At 27.9% G+C, this 16104-nt stretch carries 19 protein-coding genes; 8 read left to right on the plus strand and 11 right to left on the minus strand.

Annotated features, from left to right (window positions below; translation table 11 throughout):
- Positions 1-127 precede the first annotated feature (127 nt).
- From ACJDU8_RS05445 to def, 3 genes are all read left to right on the plus strand, one after another.
- A complete protein-coding gene (locus ACJDU8_RS05445; protein ID WP_406791145.1) occupies positions 128-844 on the plus strand; it encodes a phosphatase in 717 nt (238 codons plus the stop codon).
- Between the two features lie 265 nt (positions 845-1109).
- Entirely contained in the window at positions 1110-1346 is a 237-nt protein-coding gene (locus ACJDU8_RS05450) for a helix-turn-helix transcriptional regulator (RefSeq protein WP_406791283.1), read from the plus strand.
- Positions 1347-1799 carry a peptide deformylase gene (gene def / locus ACJDU8_RS05455; RefSeq protein WP_406791146.1) on the plus strand — a complete coding sequence of 151 codons (453 nt, stop codon included), beginning with the start codon at positions 1347-1349 and terminating at the stop codon, positions 1797-1799.
- Positions 1800-1865: 66 nt separating this feature from the next.
- On the opposite strand, the gene ACJDU8_RS05460 is transcribed toward def, so the two are convergent.
- The gene (locus ACJDU8_RS05460; protein ID WP_406791147.1) at positions 1866-2771 is read right to left on the minus strand and encodes a LysR family transcriptional regulator; all 906 of its coding nucleotides are present in this window, start codon (positions 2769-2771) and stop codon (positions 1866-1868) included.
- 879 nt (positions 2772-3650) lie between these two features.
- Between ACJDU8_RS05460 and ACJDU8_RS05465 the strand changes: the two genes are divergently transcribed.
- Together ACJDU8_RS05465 and ACJDU8_RS05470 are read left to right on the plus strand one after the other, a co-directional pair.
- Positions 3651-4034, plus strand: coding sequence for a GtrA family protein (locus ACJDU8_RS05465; protein WP_406791148.1), 384 nt, complete (start codon positions 3651-3653; stop codon positions 4032-4034).
- Positions 4035-4072: 38 nt separating this feature from the next.
- Positions 4073-4954, plus strand: a complete 882-nt coding sequence (locus ACJDU8_RS05470) for an FRG domain-containing protein (protein WP_406791149.1) — start codon at positions 4073-4075, stop codon at positions 4952-4954.
- Here ACJDU8_RS05470 and ACJDU8_RS05475 read toward each other — a convergent pair.
- Together ACJDU8_RS05475 and ACJDU8_RS05480 are read right to left on the minus strand one after the other, a co-directional pair.
- Positions 4947-6110, minus strand: coding sequence for a metallophosphoesterase (locus ACJDU8_RS05475; RefSeq protein WP_406791150.1), 1164 nt, complete (start codon positions 6108-6110; stop codon positions 4947-4949). The two genes, ACJDU8_RS05470 and ACJDU8_RS05475, sit on opposite strands and share 8 nt — an antisense overlap.
- A 16-nt stretch (positions 6111-6126) precedes the next feature.
- On the minus strand, positions 6127-6840 hold the full coding sequence (locus ACJDU8_RS05480) for an MBL fold metallo-hydrolase (RefSeq protein ID WP_406791151.1): 714 nt from the start codon (positions 6838-6840) through the stop codon (positions 6127-6129).
- Positions 6841-6995: 155 nt separating this feature from the next.
- Here ACJDU8_RS05480 and ACJDU8_RS05485 point away from each other — a divergent pair, with 155 nt between their 5' ends.
- Positions 6996-7610 carry a helix-turn-helix domain-containing protein gene (locus tag ACJDU8_RS05485; RefSeq protein ID WP_406791152.1) on the plus strand — a complete coding sequence of 205 codons (615 nt, stop codon included), beginning with the start codon at positions 6996-6998 and terminating at the stop codon, positions 7608-7610.
- Between the two features lie 104 nt (positions 7611-7714).
- Here the strand turns inward: ACJDU8_RS05485 and ACJDU8_RS05490 are convergent, their stop codons facing one another.
- The 5 genes from ACJDU8_RS05490 to ACJDU8_RS05510 all read right to left on the minus strand — a co-directional run bounded on the left by ACJDU8_RS05490 (position 7715) and on the right by ACJDU8_RS05510 (position 12748).
- Entirely contained in the window at positions 7715-8404 is a 690-nt protein-coding gene (locus ACJDU8_RS05490; RefSeq protein WP_406791153.1) for a response regulator transcription factor, read from the minus strand.
- A gap of 76 nt (positions 8405-8480) precedes the next feature.
- A complete protein-coding gene (locus ACJDU8_RS05495; protein ID WP_406791154.1) occupies positions 8481-9917 on the minus strand; it encodes a sensor histidine kinase in 1437 nt (478 codons plus the stop codon).
- A 13-nt stretch (positions 9918-9930) separates the two neighbouring features.
- Positions 9931-10683 (minus strand): ABC transporter permease, encoded by a 753-nt coding sequence (locus ACJDU8_RS05500; RefSeq protein ID WP_406791155.1) that lies wholly within the window; start codon positions 10681-10683, stop codon positions 9931-9933.
- Entirely contained in the window at positions 10670-11395 is a 726-nt protein-coding gene (locus ACJDU8_RS05505) for an ABC transporter ATP-binding protein (protein WP_406791156.1), read from the minus strand. Before ACJDU8_RS05505 ends, ACJDU8_RS05500 begins: the two co-directional genes overlap by 14 nt.
- 96 nt (positions 11396-11491) lie before the next feature.
- Positions 11492-12748 (minus strand): hypothetical protein, encoded by a 1257-nt coding sequence (locus tag ACJDU8_RS05510; protein ID WP_406791157.1) that lies wholly within the window; start codon positions 12746-12748, stop codon positions 11492-11494.
- Positions 12749-13094: 346 nt separating this feature from the next.
- On the opposite strand from ACJDU8_RS05510, the gene ACJDU8_RS05515 reads away from it, so the two are divergent.
- Complete coding sequence (locus ACJDU8_RS05515) at positions 13095-13292, plus strand: cold-shock protein (protein WP_406791158.1); 198 nt, start codon at positions 13095-13097, stop codon at positions 13290-13292.
- Positions 13293-13375: 83 nt separating this feature from the next.
- Entirely contained in the window at positions 13376-13537 is a 162-nt protein-coding gene (locus ACJDU8_RS05520; protein WP_406791159.1) for a hypothetical protein, read from the plus strand.
- A 1-nt stretch (position 13538) separates the two neighbouring features.
- Here ACJDU8_RS05520 and ACJDU8_RS05525 read toward each other — a convergent pair whose 3' ends face one another.
- The 3 genes from ACJDU8_RS05525 to ACJDU8_RS05535 are packed head-to-tail and all read right to left on the minus strand — an operon-like array spanning position 13539 to position 16102.
- Positions 13539-14627 carry a GerAB/ArcD/ProY family transporter gene (locus tag ACJDU8_RS05525; protein ID WP_406791160.1) on the minus strand — a complete coding sequence of 363 codons (1089 nt, stop codon included), beginning with the start codon at positions 14625-14627 and terminating at the stop codon, positions 13539-13541.
- A 21-nt stretch (positions 14628-14648) separates the two neighbouring features.
- Positions 14649-14864 (minus strand): hypothetical protein, encoded by a 216-nt coding sequence (locus ACJDU8_RS05530; RefSeq protein WP_406791284.1) that lies wholly within the window; start codon positions 14862-14864, stop codon positions 14649-14651.
- A gap of 53 nt (positions 14865-14917) precedes the next feature.
- Positions 14918-16102 (minus strand): Ger(x)C family spore germination protein, encoded by a 1185-nt coding sequence (locus tag ACJDU8_RS05535; RefSeq protein WP_406791161.1) that lies wholly within the window; start codon positions 16100-16102, stop codon positions 14918-14920.
- Between the last annotated feature and the right edge of the window lie 2 nt (positions 16103-16104).

A 16104-nucleotide genomic window follows, 5' to 3' on the forward strand; every position in this document is an offset into this window, starting at 1 on the left:
GGACGCTGGGGACTAGAGAACAAAGCTAGTCTGTTCTTAGAAATCAATTAACTGACACAAATATAAATTATAATATATAATAAATAGTATTAATTTTAAATTACAACCTGAAAGGAGTTAATGATATATGAAATGTCTTCTTGATATGCACACTCATACTATAATCAGTGGACATGCCTATTCAACCTTAGCAGAAAATGCAAAATATGCCAGTGAAAAAGGAATTCAACTTTTAGGTACCACAGATCATGGCTCTTCCATGCCAGGTGCTCCTCATGAATGGTATTTTGGAAATCTAAAGGTACTTCCCAAAGAACTTTTTGGTGTTACTATGCTTTATGGCTGTGAGGCTAATATCATAGATTATGAGGGAAACTTAGATTTACCAACGTTTCTTCAGAAAAAAATGGATATATTAATAGCAAGTATTCATGAACCAGTGATGGAAGCAAATGAAGACGCTGATCTAAATACTTCTGTTTTTTCAAGGGTTATGGATAATCCTAATGTACACATTATAGGTCATTTGGGTAACCCTAGATTTCCAATTCACGAAGAGGAATTAGTAAAAAAGGCAAAGGAAAAAAATATACTTATTGAAATAAATAATAGTTCTTTTGTAAGTTCAAGAATTGGAAGTGAAAAAAACTGTACTAAAATAGCCCGTTTATGCAAAAAATATGGAGTAAAGATAATATTAAATAGTGATGCACATTTTTACCCAGATATAGGTAATTTTGATGCTGCCTTGAGTATGCTTAAGCAGATAGATATGCCTGAAGAACTAATTATAAATAGAAGTACGGAAGAGTTTCTTCAGTTTCTGAGCCATAGGCATGACTAGTTAATCTAGAATATATGAAATTTTGTCAGTTACCGCTTTAAATAAAATGAATTATTAGGGAACATCATAAAGATGTTCCTTTTATATGTGCAGAGGAAAAGCATGGTAAGAATAATGGCTTGCAGGAATTGGGAGTTGATAAAATTATGAAAGGTAAATTAAGATAAATAGATAACCTAATATTACTGTATAAGGTTAACTTGACATAAAAATCAAATAATGTTACATTTGTGATGTAAGGTTAACATTACAGGAGTGATTATTGATGAAAAATCGATTAAAAGAATTGCGTGAGTCTTTTAATTTAACTCAAGAACAACTAGGAAGACTTATAGGAGTATCTAGACAAGCAATTAATGCTATTGAAACAGAAAAGTTTGAACCATCTATATGGCTGGCTTATGATATTAGCAAGGTATTTCGTTGTTCTATAGAAGAAGTCTTTCTTTTTGAAGAAAGTGAAAGAAAATCAAGATCTAAACAAAGTAGAGGTGTTGTTTAAATGGCATTAAGACAAATTAGACTTTTTGATGATGAAATACTTAGAAAGAAAAGCAGGATGGTTAAAGTAGTAGATAATAAAATAAGACAAATCTTAGATGATATGGCTGATACTATGTATAATTCAAAAAATGGTGCAGGATTAGCAGCTCCACAAGTCGGCATATTAAAGAGATTAGTTGTAATAGATATGGGTCAGGGACTTATAAAATTAGTTAATCCTGAGATAATTAAACAAGAGGGAAAGCAGGAAGTTATAGAAGGGTGTTTAAGTATTCCAAGGGTATTTGGAAAATTGAATAGGCCTGCAAGAGTAACAGTAAAAGCTTTAAATGAAAATGGAAAGGAAATTATATTAAAAGGTACAGGAGATTTAGCAAAATGTTTCTGTCACGAAATAGATCATTTGGAAGGCATTCTTTTCACTGATTTAGTTACAGAGTATGTGAAATAGTTACGTAAAAAATAAGTACCGGTTATTTTAGGTACTTATTTTTTTAAGATACTTCAATGGATTAATTTACACTGTTTGACGCTCTGGGGTTATCTTTTTTTGTAGTATCATATTTTTTAGGGCAGCTAGGGGAGGGGATGTCCATTTTTGTTTATGGCATATCATTTTAGCACATATAGAAATCTCACAATCTTCTATGGATAAAGTGTCAAGTTCACCAGTATTAATTTCTTCTTCAACTGCAATTTTTGGTAATAGTGAAATTCCAAGTCCGCTTTTTACGCATTGTTTTATAGCTTCCAAACTGCTGAATTCCATAATGGTATCTATTTTTACGTTGCATTTTTTTAATAATTCTTCAAGTTCTACACGGTAGCAGCATTCTGCTTCTGGAAGTATAAAAGAATGATTTTCAAGTTCGTGTATTGTTATTGTTTTTAAATCAGCTAAAGGATGATCGGGAGCTACGATAAAAACTGTAGAATCTTCAAAAATATTAATTTGAGAAATATAATCATGTTGTGATTGATCATGAAGACTAAAAGCAACGTCAATCATGTTATGTGATAACATTTTGGGAAATTCGCAGCAGTCGGCCATTCTAAGTGTTACTTTAACGTCGGGATATGTGATACGATATTCTTTAAGTATTGGAGGAAGCCAAAAAACAGAAAGAGTTTCAGCGGCACCTATTCTAAGCAGCCCAGAAATTTTTTCATCTTTATTAAATAGTTGATGAATTTCTTTTTCATATTGAATCATTTTTTCAGCTGGAGAAATTAATTTTTTTCCATTTTCATTTAAGAAAACTTTTCGTCCAAGACGTTCAAAAAGTTTTACTCCTAATTCTTGTTCTAAATTACGTATATGATCAGAAACAGAGGATTGTGAATAGTTAAGTTCTTCCCCAGCTTCTCTAAAATTCAATAATTTAGAAACAATAATAAATGTTTGAAGTTGTTTAATGTCCATTATATCACATCCAATCGTAAAAGCCGATTAAATTAATTAATATAATCGACTTATCAGTATATATATTTTATGCTACATTAGAAATAGGAGGATTTCAAGTGCTATAATTTTTTATATTTTATATATATGAACTATTTAGGAAATATTTTATGATTGTGACTGTAACTTTATACTAGACAGTAATTATTTTATATTTTTAGGTATAGTTATAAATTATAGATATTATTTCATTATAACTTAAAATATAGATATTACATATTTTTTATACTATAAATAAAATAATAGATTAAATTTTTATTGCGTATTTTAGGGGGTAGTACTTTTGTTTTGTGTATGACATTAGTTTTGTACCTGTAGTTATTAAGGGATTAAATGTAAATGTTTTATTAAAGTATAATAAAATATATTCAAGGGGGGAAATTCCATGAAAAAAATTATAGGAACCATATGTATTATACTAGTTATGCTTGCAGCTTTATATCTAATGTATATTATTCAATAATTCTTATTATAAATATATTTAATATTTACCGTATTAATAACATTTCATATTTTTAAAGATAAAAAATTATATAGTGGAACATAAGATATAAAAAAGAATAGTTATATTACCACAACAGTATAATAAGTCTACCTCCTAATAAAAATATTAAGACAGAGACATAAAAGTGTTGAAATATTTAAACTAATAGGAATATTTTTGAAAGTATAGGAAAGCCTAAAGTAGTAAAAGTTTATTTTAGGCTTTATTATTTTTTGTAATTAAATTATAATTAGTTGTAATATTATAAATATATAAAATATTTAATTTTAAGCAATTATTAAGGTTTATAAGATATTTTTAGAGTAAATATTGTATAAACCATGGAGATAAAGATAGTGTTCATTTTATTATTAGAAAAGGAAGAATTTATAAAATATGCTATTTCAGGAACAATAAATACACTTATAACATTAACTATTTATAATGTTCTTATACGAATTGGTGTTAATTATATGGTATCAAATGTTATAGGATATTTTATTGGAATTGTAAGCGGATTCATACTAGACAAGGTATGGGTATTTAAATCAGATAAAAAAGTATTTAATTTATTTGCTAAATTTATTATTGTAAACATAACTTCTATTGTCTTTAGTTCTATAATATTGTTTACCTTAGTAAATTATATATGTATAGATAATATATTGGCTCAATTAATAGCAACTATTTCTACGGGCATATTTAATTATACAATGAATAAATTATGGACATTTTCTTAAAATAATTATGTATTAATAAAACAACAGGATGTGTATATATGTCTATAAATCAATGTAAAAGATACTTTTTAAAAGAATGCAATAGTATTGATGAATTTTGGAAAGAGTTATGTCCTGAAAAACCTTTAGGTAATAAAAGAGGTAAATTTATTTATAGAGGACAAAGGGATGAGACATGGCCACTAGTCCCTAGTATATTAAGAATTAATAAAAAAACTAATGTAAAAACTCATATAAAGTGCGAGGAGCAGGTACGTAATGAACTTCTCATATTAAATTATTTTGTGGACCAGTGTGATTTAATTGGTATTAGTATTATAAATGATTCCTTAGAGTTTCGAAAAAAATACCTAGATTTTACAGTATGTGATGGAGAAGATAAATATTTTATAGATCCATCAAATTGGCCTAGTGAGGAATTACTGGAATTAATGGCATTAGCCCAACACTGTGGGGTGCCTACTAGCTTGTTAGATTGGTCAAAGCGCTCATATGTTGCCGCTTATTTTGCTGCTTCATCAGCTTTAAAACACTATGAAAAAGATAGTGATGATAAACTATCGGTATGGGCGTTAGATATAGAAAAAGTTAAATTATATGAAAATGTTAAGTTAATTAAAGTCCCAGGTTCAACTAGTAACAATCTTGCTGCTCAATCTGGTCTGTTTACTTTTTTAAAACAGCCAGGTAAAAAAGGGGATATATTTTCTCCTAGATTTTTAGAAAATGAATTTGAAAATACAATAGATACCCCCTTGTGGAAAATAACATTACCTGTTAAATACTCTGCAGAGATACTTAAGTTATGTAAATTATATGGAGTTTCAGGTGCAACTTTATTTCCTAACTATAATGGAGTATCAAGATCTGTTCTGGATTTTATAAATACTATTTTAATAAATAATAAAATAATTAATTGAACATAGATTTTTTAAACTCTACAATGACGTTCACTACCTCAGAGGTTGAGCCTATACGTATAGGGGGACCCCAGGTACTAGCACCACATGATACTATGACTTGTAATTTCCCAGTCTTAAGATATCCATAATGAACTTTGAACATTTTATTTGTAATGAAATTGAAGGGAAAAAACTGTCCCTTATGAGTATGGCCGGATAATTGCAAGTCCACTCCCATATTTTCCGCCTCATCAATGTTTATAGGCTGATGATCTAACATGATTACAGGTAATTTATGATTTATTCCTTCTGTAAGTTTTGATAATTCCATTCGTTTTTTTCTGCTCATCATTTCATAGGACTTATCTTCACGGCCAATAATATAAAAGCTATCTGCTATTTTTATACAACTGTCTCTAAGTACATTAATTCCTGATTTATTAAGAATATCTAGTACATATGATAAATCTCCGCTTTGATAATCATGATTGCCCAAACAAGCATAAACACCATATTTGCTGTTGATTTTGTGAAAATCATTTACTATTCCTTCTTTTATAAAGGGTACTATATCGTCTATTATGTCTCCTGTAATTAAAACAATGTCTGGTTTCAACTGATTTATAGTATGAATTATTTTGTTTTGTCTATGGTCATTTATATTACTAATATGTATATCGGATATCATTACAATACGAAGTTTTTTAAAAATTTTTTGCTCCTTGTTAATATTTATATTGTAGGTGGTAACCTTTAATTTTTTTGCATTGAAAGTTCCGTATATTAGTAAGATTATTATTAATGTAATAACAGATAGTTCAGATGATAAGGTGAGAATAGAATTATTATTAGTCACTTTTGATGACAAATAGTTCCATATGTTAAAAAAAGCAATAATCTTAACAATCACAATGGAAAGTATAAAATAAGACAAAGCAGCAATCCAATAGGAACCTATAATATAAAAGATTCCTCGAAGAAAGTAAGGTAAGAATCTATTGGCTATAATTCCAACAATAACACAAATGACAATAAGAGAAAAGACTATCCAATAAATCTTTGGATTAAGTAAAGGTATAGTCATACCTAGTAACTGCCAAGCCCAGAGGCCTGCGTAGTAGTTTAACAATCCAAACAATATTATAAATATACTTATTAATGTATAATAAGCCAACTTAATGTACCCCATTTCAATGTAAAATATTTTTATTTATTTCAACGACCTTAAAACCTTCTATTTGAGCTTTAGCAATTAATTCATCACAATCTATATGCATACAATAAACTTTATTTCTTTTATCTTTTGGTATAGATTTGCATAAGAGTTTCAATGATGTATGTACATTTCCACTATAATCGGCTAGACAGGTATCATGGTATATTTCATCAATATTATATTTATATATTACGTGGGATACCTTATTGCAATCACCACTATACCATATTAGTCTACCACTCTTTAAATATAATAAATATCCAAAACATTTTAAAGTATCAATATGGCTAACAGATATAGGTTTTATGCTTGTGATAGCAGCAAACCTATGAAAGTTATTTGTATTAACATTTAAATAATGAAAATTATAGTCATGTCTATCTCTATGACCATGTAAATGTAATAAATGGTATAAACTTTTGTGAGGAAAGTATATATTAACTACTATATGTTTTATATAATAGCAATAGTATATTAGACTACTTAAACTACCTACATGATCTGAATCCAGATGTGTAATTAATACATGAACATTTTTAATGTCATGAAGCAAATGTTTATTAAGTATTCTTTCAAATATATTTTCACCACAATCTATTAATAATAATTCAGTATTTTCTTTTATAAATGCTGAATTATTACCTTCTCTTATATTGAATGCTGAGCCTCTACCTAAAAAATTTAACATTTATATTCCCTCTTAACTAAATATGTATTATTCTTATTTTATCCTATTTTTCATATAATTTGTGCATTCAGTGAAATTTAGTTAATATAATTTCATAATATTTACATTGATTACATTTTAAGTTAATTGTATAATATTGTAAAGAGGTGATCTGTATGGAAAATAAAGAAATAAACATAAGAGATTTTAATAAGGACAATTATAAAACAAAAGATGTAGCAAAAATGCTAAATACCAGTACTCAAACAATTAGAAATTATTGTTCTACTTTTAAAAATGTCTTAGATACTAATCACAAAAATGGTCAGCATAGGATTTTCACCATGAAAGACATTAATAAGCTTAAATTAATTAGATATCTTCTAAAAGAAAAACAAATGACAGCTAATCAGGTAATTCAATATTTTAAAAACCCTAAGGGTAATAACTATGATCTTAGTAATGTTAGTTTCAAATTATTAGTACAAGCTTTATCTGATGCTATGCTTCCTAAAATTGAAGACATTGTTGTAAAAAATCTTCAATCTCAAACTGGTGATATTAAGGATACCATTTACCATAACTCTACTGATATAAATGATAATATAACTAAATTATTGTCCGGGGAAGAAGAACTCCAAAATACTATAAATCAAATTAAAGAAGAACAAACTCAATATATTAGCAGAGTTGAGAGAAGAAGAGATAGAAAGAAAAAACGGGGTATACTCTTTAGTTTACGAAAATTTCGATTTTGGACTTTCTTATTGCCAGGGTATCCTCGGTTATAAAAAGGATGGAACTATAAGGTTCCATTCCTTAGACTATACTAATATCCAGGAGTATTACATCACTTTGAAAAAGCTGAGAATGTTAACAATGTTAGCGTCTTGTATCAAACTCTAAGTCTGTATCCAGCTCCCCAGACTGTTTCTATATATTGAGGTTTAGAAGGATAGGGTTCTACTTTTTCACGTATTCTTCTTACATGCACTGTAACAGTGGCGTTATCACCCATGGAACCAAGTCCCCATATCTTTTCAAATAGTTCTTCTCTGTTGAATACCCTATTAGGATTCTCTGCCATATACAGTAAAATATCAAATTCCTTTTGTGCTAAAGTTATCTCTTTACCATTTACAAATACCTGTCTGGAATCCTTTAGTATCTCAAGTCCTCTTATTATTAATTTGTTATGTTTTAAATTAAATTTATTTTTTATTCTTTCGTAGTTTTGAATATGAGATTTGACCCTTGCCACCAGTTCACCAGGACTAAAGGGTTTTGTAATATAATCGTCAGCACCTAAAGTAAAACCTTTAATTTTATCAATTTCTTCTTTTTTAGCAGAAACTAAAAGTACAGGAATATCCTTTTTATCATAAATACTGCGTAGAATGCTGTAGCCGTCAATTTTAGGAAGCATTATATCTAAAATCAATAAATCAAATTCACCGTTATTTAAGGTATTTAAACCTTTTACGCCTTCTGTACATATAGTAACTTCAAATCCTTCTAATTCTAGATAATCTTTTTGAAGCTCCGCTATACTTAAATCATCTTCAATTATTAAAATCTTTTTCATAATGACCTCTCTTATGTATTTTTATCATTTATTCAACATGTCTTTATAGGCATTAAAGTTTATTCAGTATGAGATATCAGTCAATCTTCTCCAGTGATATTAATATACTTGTTCCTTTATTTTCAGTAGATACAGCCCATATTTTTCCGTTATGGCCTTCTACAATCTGCTTTGATATAGCAAGTCCTAATCCGCTTCCACAGGCATTGCTTCTTGAAGAATCTTCTCTGTAAAACTTATTAAATATTTTACTTACATTATTTTTGCTAATTCCGCATCCATTATCTTTTATTTCAATTATAATACTTAAAGTTGTTTCTCTCAGAAATATACTAACTTCCCCTTTTTTCTTATCCATATATTTTTTCGAGTTATCAATTATATTTAATATAACTCTCATGAATCTCTCTTTATCTATCATAACATATTTTGAATTTTTTAAGTGATTTTGTAAACTGATTTTCATATTAAGTTTTTTAAGTTCAGGTTCACTTTCTAGAATACAGTAATTAAAATAATCTATAATATCTGTTTTTTCATAGTTAAAAGGAATTTGTTTCAAGTCCAGTTTGGAATATAGAAGCAAATCGTCTATCATGGCATTAATTTGTCTTGTTTTTCTATGTATAGTTTTTAGATAATGTTCTAATTTTTCAGGGGTATTTGCCACACCATCTAAAATTCCCTGAACATAGCCTTCTATGGAAGTTATAGGTGTCTTTAAATCGTGAGATATACTGGAGAGAAGCATTTTTCTGTTATCATCATACTTCATTTTTATATTAATTGAATCTTTCAACTTTATTCTCATTTGTTCAAAGTCAGTGCAAAGTTCTTTTATTTCTTTGTCTCCAGTTTCTGCAATTTCAAAGTTTAAATCTCCATGTCGTATTTCTGACATAGCTTTTTTTAAAGATGTTATAGGATTTAATATTTTTTTTGAAAACATATAGGATACAAGAATACTCGTAAGTGCAGATGAAATCAAAAATATAGATAAAATAGCTATTATGAAGTTTTTTAAAATATTTGTTTCTTTTCTTATAGGAGTTAAAAATATTACTTTTCCTTGTAGGTTATTATTAAACTCCAGTGGAAAAGATTCTACAGAGTAGAAAGTGGATTCTATACTTACCATATTTGGTGAAGTTTTATTGTTTGCTTCATCTAGGGAGTTCTGTATGTCAATTTTATTCATATCTTGAGAAGAGAATACAATAGAATCGTTTTTTATTATTATAATTTTACCGTCTATAAGTGAAAGTTTCTGATTTAAAAATTTTTGAAATTGTGTATCGTGTATGTCTTTAATATTGGATTTTGATATTTCTCTTACTGTATTTAATATTTCAGATTTTATGTAGGCAGATTTTTTAAATTTATCGTAATTTATACTGGTATCAAAAAGTTTTGAAGATATAGATATAAATATGATTGCAGCTAAACTTGCAATCATAAAGGGAATTATTACAGTTAGAGTATTAGAAATAATCATACGTTTTTTTATATCCATTTATATGCACACCTTAAAGATCTTTTTTATCAAATATATAGTATCCTGCTGTAAATAATATTATAGCATAACTTAACATCATCATAAAATTTCTGAATATTTTTAGATATGGTATGTTGTCCATAATCCATAGAGCATGCCAACCAATCATTGATGTAAATAAAATTCCTGAATAGGTGGGAAAGAAAATAGCAAGTACTTTAGATATAATAAATACTAGTATAGATAGAAAAAACACAGCTATCCCATTTTTTAATATGTTGGCAAATAAAACAATTATGAGACATAGAATTGTCATAGGCATTAAAGTTACTACATAGGAAATTACTATTTTAATAAGGTTTTCTACAGTAAAAGAATTTGTATTAAATATTATGCCTGATATTATAGAAAATAACATTATAGTCATTAAAGTCATAAATATAAATATGATTATTGCCACTATTTTCACCGTAAAAAGTTTTAATCTGGTAACAGGTTTTGTTAAAGATATTTTCATAGTATTTTGGGAAAATTCTCCGGAAAAACTATCTATGGTAATAAGTGCTATAAATAGAGGGAGCAGTGTATTTATAAGGGTAGAAAGAACTAGTAAAGGAAATTCTGTGCTGGAAGCACCTTTAAGACCAAAATTATTTCTAAGTAATAAAATAAAAATTTGTCCCAGTATAATAAATACAATGGATAATATAATAGCTGCCAAAACTTTTTTGTTTTTATGTAGTTTTTCTAATTCATTTACTAATGTTGCTTTAAATCTTATCATTTCTATCCACCTCGCTGATAAAGTAATTTTCTAAAGAAGCATAATTATTTAATATATTTTTAGTAGTGTCTACATTAATAAGTTTGCCACTATATAGTACACCAATATGTGTACAGGTAAGTTCAATATCATGAATTAGGTGACTAGAAATAAAAAAAGTAGTATTTTTATTTTCTGCCAGATTTTTTATGATTTTTCTTACATCAATCATTCCCTCCACATCCAAGCCATTTAAAGGTTCATCTAAAATTATGATTTCAGGATAACATAAAATTGAAGAAGCAATTCCAAGTCTTTGTTTCATTCCTAGAGAAAATTTTTCGGGTTTTTCATCCTTATATTTTAAAAGTCCTACCATATCTAGGACTTCTTCAATTCTATTTGTATCTACATTGTGGTGGTACCTTGAAATTTGTTTTAAATTTTGAAAAGCTGTTAAATAAGAATAAGCTTCTGCATTTTCTATAATACATCCTACATTATAAATAGCTTTTTCAAATTCTTCTAAGATACTGTGGCCTAATATCTTAACATCTCCTCTATCTGGTTTTACAAGTCCTGTCATTATTTTCATAGCAGTGGTTTTTCCTGCACCGTTTGGTCCTAAAAAACCAAAAATTTGGCCTCTATATATATCTAAATTAATATTTTGTATACCTCTTCCATTTTTATATGTTTTAGATAAATTAATAAGTTCAATAACTTTTTCCATTTAAATCCCCCCAAATTTAGTTTTGATTATTTGAAAACAATTTGCCGGTAATATTCCGACAAATTGTTATTCTTAATATATATTTTATCCTAGGATTTAGTCTAGTACCTTTCTATAATTACTGTCTAATATTATATTTGAGTTTGTATCGTCATTGATAGTAAAACTTATATTTGGACCATTAGGTTGAATGTAAATAAATCCGGATACTTTTTTATTAGATCCTGTTGTACCATTGAATTTAGCGCTAAAGTTATCTTGATTTTCACCTAAGGTTCCAGTGAATTTTATATTTCCATTATCGTCTGTGTAGTTCTCATAGCCTTTTAAATATTCTTTAGAATAACTTCCGGTTATAGTTTTGTTATCTATATTCTCAATGTTTACAATAGCTTCTCCTATTTTTGTGAATTTTTTATCATCTTCTATTACAATATCTGATGTGTATTTTCCTATATGTTTTTGAGGGTTGGATAACTTGGTATAATCTTTTTGTATATTTTTTATTACTTTTTCTTTAGATAAATCAGGCTTTGTTACAGTAGTTGAATTTATATTTTCTATTTTTACTAAAACTTCTAAAGTGATCTGATGATCAGTACCATTTTTATCAGTACCATTTAAAGTTCCAGAAGCTAAAACAGTTTTAATTAATCCATTTTTATCTGTAGACATATTACCTTTTAAATCATTTACGGAAATATTTTTTGTGAGTTTGGGTATAACATCTTCATCACTGTTATTTGTATTACCATATGAGTTTTTAAATTGGAAAGATACAAGGGCATTTATAAGAGTGGGAATCTGGGTATTATTTAAAGATCCCGATATTTCTTTAGTTCCGTCTTGTTTTTCAGTAACTGTTGCAGAATCCTTTAAATTCCCTACAATGGAATCAGCTATTTTCTCTATATCTCCTGCTTTATCTTCTTTAAAAGGATTTTGTAAAACAGGATTATTTTTATCCTTGTCACTTAAGAATTCAGTTACGTAATATACATTTTCATTGGGGTTTTTGCTTATATAACCATTTTTATCTCTATAATAATAGTCTTCTGTCTTAGTAGAGCCTTTAGTACTGGTATTTGTCCTTTCCTCTGAATTTTTAGATATATCATATTTACTTATGGAGTTTTCAGATGCTACTGTTTTTCCATTATCTTTTATGGCAAATGATAAATCTACAGTGAAGTTTGAAAGAGTGCTAGTACAATTTTCAGCAGTGTATTTTAAGGAATCTTTTAATTGATCGTAACCACTTTTAGATGTAACTTCAGCCATAGCCGTGGTAGCAAACATCATAATCCCCACTGTAAAACTTATAATCATAGCTGTTTTTTTCCTGAATTTCATTTTTACATCTCCTTTTTACATTTTATAGGGAAGTACTTCCTAATTATATTGTAAAATAGGTATCTCTATTTTATCTAAACTAATTATAAACAAAATCTAAACTTTTCAAAGATTGCAGGTCAAAGTTTTCAAGGAAATATTGGAAGTTTATTGATGAATTTAAAAAAACTTGATTTATATAATGGAGTGTGTTATATTTAACGAGAACTTAAATGAATGGTAAATAATTTAAACACGAATATATTTCAATTATCACTTTATACTTATAATAATGTTAATGTCGAAATTTTATTTGGTGAATTATTACAAAGAGTTTAAGAAAAATAAAATTTCGGAGGTGTACGTTATGAAAGGTACAGTTAAATGGTTTAATGAGAGTAAAGGATTTGGATTTATTACAGGAGAAGATGGAAATGATATTTTTGCACACTTTTCCCAGATAAATGGAGATGGTTATAAATCACTTGAAGAAGGCCAAAAAGTTTCTTACGATGAAGGTAAGGGACGAAAAGGACCTCAAGCGGAAAATATCACTGTTCTTTAAATTAGAAAATGCTACCCCTTATATAATATATAAGGGGTTTTATATATTGTATATAATGTAAGGACATAAAGGAGAGTATGGATATGGAAAATATAGGTGTTAACAATTTTATTGCTATTGTTATAGGAATATTTTTAATTTTATTATGTTGTGTAATTTCCTATTTTTTTCAAAAACACCTATTTGGTAGATATAAGAATAAGGTAAAAAATGTAGTAGATAAAGATGACAAACCGATATCTTAAATTATCCTCTTTTCTTTAAAATTAGTGCTGTAAAAAAAAGAAACATTTCTAGTACAGTTTCAACAAATATGGCCATAAAAGGATATGAATAAAAATCAAAAGTTACTAAGTCCAGGCTATTTTTAAATGAGGTCATACTAATAACAAAAGAAAGAAGTACAGCAGGAAATACAAGAGGTTTATATGTATTTAATCCTATAATTTGAGATATTCCTAAACTAAAACCCCATATCATATTTGATGAGGCTATAATTCCAGCTCCAATGGAAATCATAAGCCAGATAGCTTCCACCCGTTCAAAAAATTCACCAACGTGAACAAATCTTGTAAGTTCAAGACTAGCATTGAGCATATTTTTTGCTTGAGGATAACTAAAGATTCCTATAGTGCTAATAATAAATATAATAATAATGAAAGCACCCATACTCACAGCAGCAAATTTTCCAATAAATCCATCCTCGGGATGATTACAAATGGGAATGTACATGCCCATTATAATACATATTCCTATAAAAGATAAAATAAGAGGAACACCTGTTAAAGTTGGGTATAAACCAAGCTCAAGCTGTGGTTTAAGTCTATCCATTTTTATATCAGGTATGACAAATAAAAATAATACAATGGAGCTAAATAAATATACTGGTCCCAAAATTTCACACACTCTTCCTATTACTTCTATACCTTTTAGAACAGCATAACCAATTACAATATAAGAAGTAATAAGAAGTGTCAACTCTGAAGTTTTAGGAAAAAATACTGTACTTAGTATTATACTTAAACTCCTTTGCAATATAGCAGAAACTAATAAAAAGAAAATAGGAAATAATATTCCTATAATTCTACCTAACTTTTTTCCAAGAATAGTTATGCTGTACTGTACCATATTCTGTCCTGGAAATCGTATACCCATGTAAGTATAAACTACAGCTAAGAGGACATCCAAAAACCAGGCTAAAATTACAGCTAGCCAGGCATCTCTTCTTGCCTGAAAGATTAATAATCTTAATACTTGCAAGCCGGTAAAAGAGGTAATAATACAAAAAAGCAGCCATATAAATTGATTGGTACTAATAACTTCTTTTTTTTGCATATTTTATTCATCTCCAAACGTTTACAATTTATTAAAAAATATTTTTCCTAAGGGTTTAAATAATTTTTCTATAAAATTTATTGGAGTTATTATACCTAACTTTTTACTAATTTCAAGAGATAGAGATATTAATAATATTAAGCTCATAGATAATAATTCTTTCCACATTCTTTTTTTTATCAGTGGAATTCCTTCCAGTACACATATTGACAATACTGCAATAATTATAATTGTCATCACTTAGCTTTTCCCTCCTAAGGCATTTTCGAATAAATAACTAGTCAGTATACTTAATTATTTGATACAGCGGAATCTTTAATTATACCTATATTGATTATCTTAATCTTAAAACTGATTTTATACTTTATATTTGGAAATGTTTTATCCCAATTCTTTTTCATAATCATCCACTTTTTAGGATGATTATTATATATTTTTGTTGAAAAACCAACAAAATCTGCATTGAGATGCTTCTGTGATTTATCTATCAATTCATCTAATTGATTTGTCAGTACCGTTTCAATATCATGTTCTACCTTTTCTAACATTTCAGGACTTACGGCAATATTTTGTATCTCTCTAATAAAAGCATCTCCTGTACATTGAATTTCTATATTAGTTCCATCTTTAGTTATATGAGGGATTATTTTGTTAGATATTTTTAAAACATCTGCAGTTATATTTTCATTATTTTTTACTGATTTAACCAGAGATACAGCCATATGTCCTTTTGAATAATCAATTAACCACAATAAATTTTTAGATTCTTCATTTGTCAATATTCCAATTAAACGGTCATTTTTAAAAATAGCCGTTTTTCCAATTGTAATTTTTCCAGAAGCATCATTTTCTGACTTTTCAAGTTCAACTACAGGGGCAAAGCTTGTTCTTGATTCCTTTTTTGATTCTATAATAAAATTATTTAAGTTGACAGGTAAGATAGATGGATCCTTTCTAAACCGATTCATCATATTGGTTATACCCCTTGAAGTAATATCTTCCCCGGGCAGCCTACTCTCTAAAATTTCCCTGGCTGTTTTATTTGCAACAAGTATCCAGCTGCTACTGCGAATTTGATGATTTCTATTTAAATAATCCATTACTTCAGAAACTCTCAATTCACATAAATTTTTTGAAAAAATGATTGCTTTGGTATGTGAAAAATCCAGAATTGCAGAATTATTTTTTGAGAAGTTTTGGATTGCATCAAAAATAGAATTCCCTGTACTGACTTTTACAATAGATTTATTTTCTTTCCCAGATGTATTATTGTCACCTTTGGCAGATTTTGGGTTAATAATTTCTAATGTTACAAGAAATGGTTTATCACCAGGTATTTTATCAATACCTATACCCATTACAATAGAAATTTCATTTAGTTCAATTTTATCGCGGCTGCAGCCATAAAGTAAAATAGAAAACATAAAAATGAAAATATTAAACAATATTAATTTATATTTGATATCAGAATTCATAT

Source organism: Candidatus Clostridium eludens (genome assembly GCF_045310515.1).
In the GTDB taxonomy this organism is placed as follows: domain Bacteria; phylum Bacillota; class Clostridia; order Clostridiales; family Clostridiaceae; genus Clostridium_B; species Clostridium_B eludens.

Bases quoted from the DNA above. Each gene is read 5' to 3' on its own strand.
- ACJDU8_RS05445 (WP_406791145.1), top strand. From the start codon at position 128: ATGAAATGTCTTCTTGATATGCACACTCATACTATAATCAGTGGACAT.
- ACJDU8_RS05450 (WP_406791283.1), top strand. From the start codon at position 1,110: ATGAAAAATCGATTAAAAGAATTGCGTGAGTCTTTTAATTTAACTCAA.
- def (WP_406791146.1), top strand. From the start codon at position 1,347: ATGGCATTAAGACAAATTAGACTTTTTGATGATGAAATACTTAGAAAG.
- ACJDU8_RS05460 (WP_406791147.1), bottom strand. From the start codon at position 2,771: ATGGACATTAAACAACTTCAAACATTTATTATTGTTTCTAAATTATTG.
- ACJDU8_RS05470 (WP_406791149.1), top strand. From the start codon at position 4,073: ATGTCTATAAATCAATGTAAAAGATACTTTTTAAAAGAATGCAATAGT.
- ACJDU8_RS05480 (WP_406791151.1), bottom strand. From the start codon at position 6,840: ATGTTAAATTTTTTAGGTAGAGGCTCAGCATTCAATATAAGAGAAGGT.
- ACJDU8_RS05485 (WP_406791152.1), top strand. From the start codon at position 6,996: ATGGAAAATAAAGAAATAAACATAAGAGATTTTAATAAGGACAATTAT.
- ACJDU8_RS05490 (WP_406791153.1), bottom strand. From the start codon at position 8,404: ATGAAAAAGATTTTAATAATTGAAGATGATTTAAGTATAGCGGAGCTT.
- ACJDU8_RS05495 (WP_406791154.1), bottom strand. From the start codon at position 9,917: ATGGATATAAAAAAACGTATGATTATTTCTAATACTCTAACTGTAATA.
- ACJDU8_RS05500 (WP_406791155.1), bottom strand. From the start codon at position 10,683: ATGATAAGATTTAAAGCAACATTAGTAAATGAATTAGAAAAACTACAT.
- ACJDU8_RS05505 (WP_406791156.1), bottom strand. From the start codon at position 11,395: ATGGAAAAAGTTATTGAACTTATTAATTTATCTAAAACATATAAAAAT.
- ACJDU8_RS05510 (WP_406791157.1), bottom strand. From the start codon at position 12,748: ATGAAATTCAGGAAAAAAACAGCTATGATTATAAGTTTTACAGTGGGG.
- ACJDU8_RS05515 (WP_406791158.1), top strand. From the start codon at position 13,095: ATGAAAGGTACAGTTAAATGGTTTAATGAGAGTAAAGGATTTGGATTT.
- ACJDU8_RS05520 (WP_406791159.1), top strand. From the start codon at position 13,376: ATGGAAAATATAGGTGTTAACAATTTTATTGCTATTGTTATAGGAATA.
- ACJDU8_RS05525 (WP_406791160.1), bottom strand. From the start codon at position 14,627: ATGCAAAAAAAAGAAGTTATTAGTACCAATCAATTTATATGGCTGCTT.
- ACJDU8_RS05530 (WP_406791284.1), bottom strand. From the start codon at position 14,864: ATGACAATTATAATTATTGCAGTATTGTCAATATGTGTACTGGAAGGA.
- ACJDU8_RS05535 (WP_406791161.1), bottom strand. From the start codon at position 16,102: ATGAATTCTGATATCAAATATAAATTAATATTGTTTAATATTTTCATT.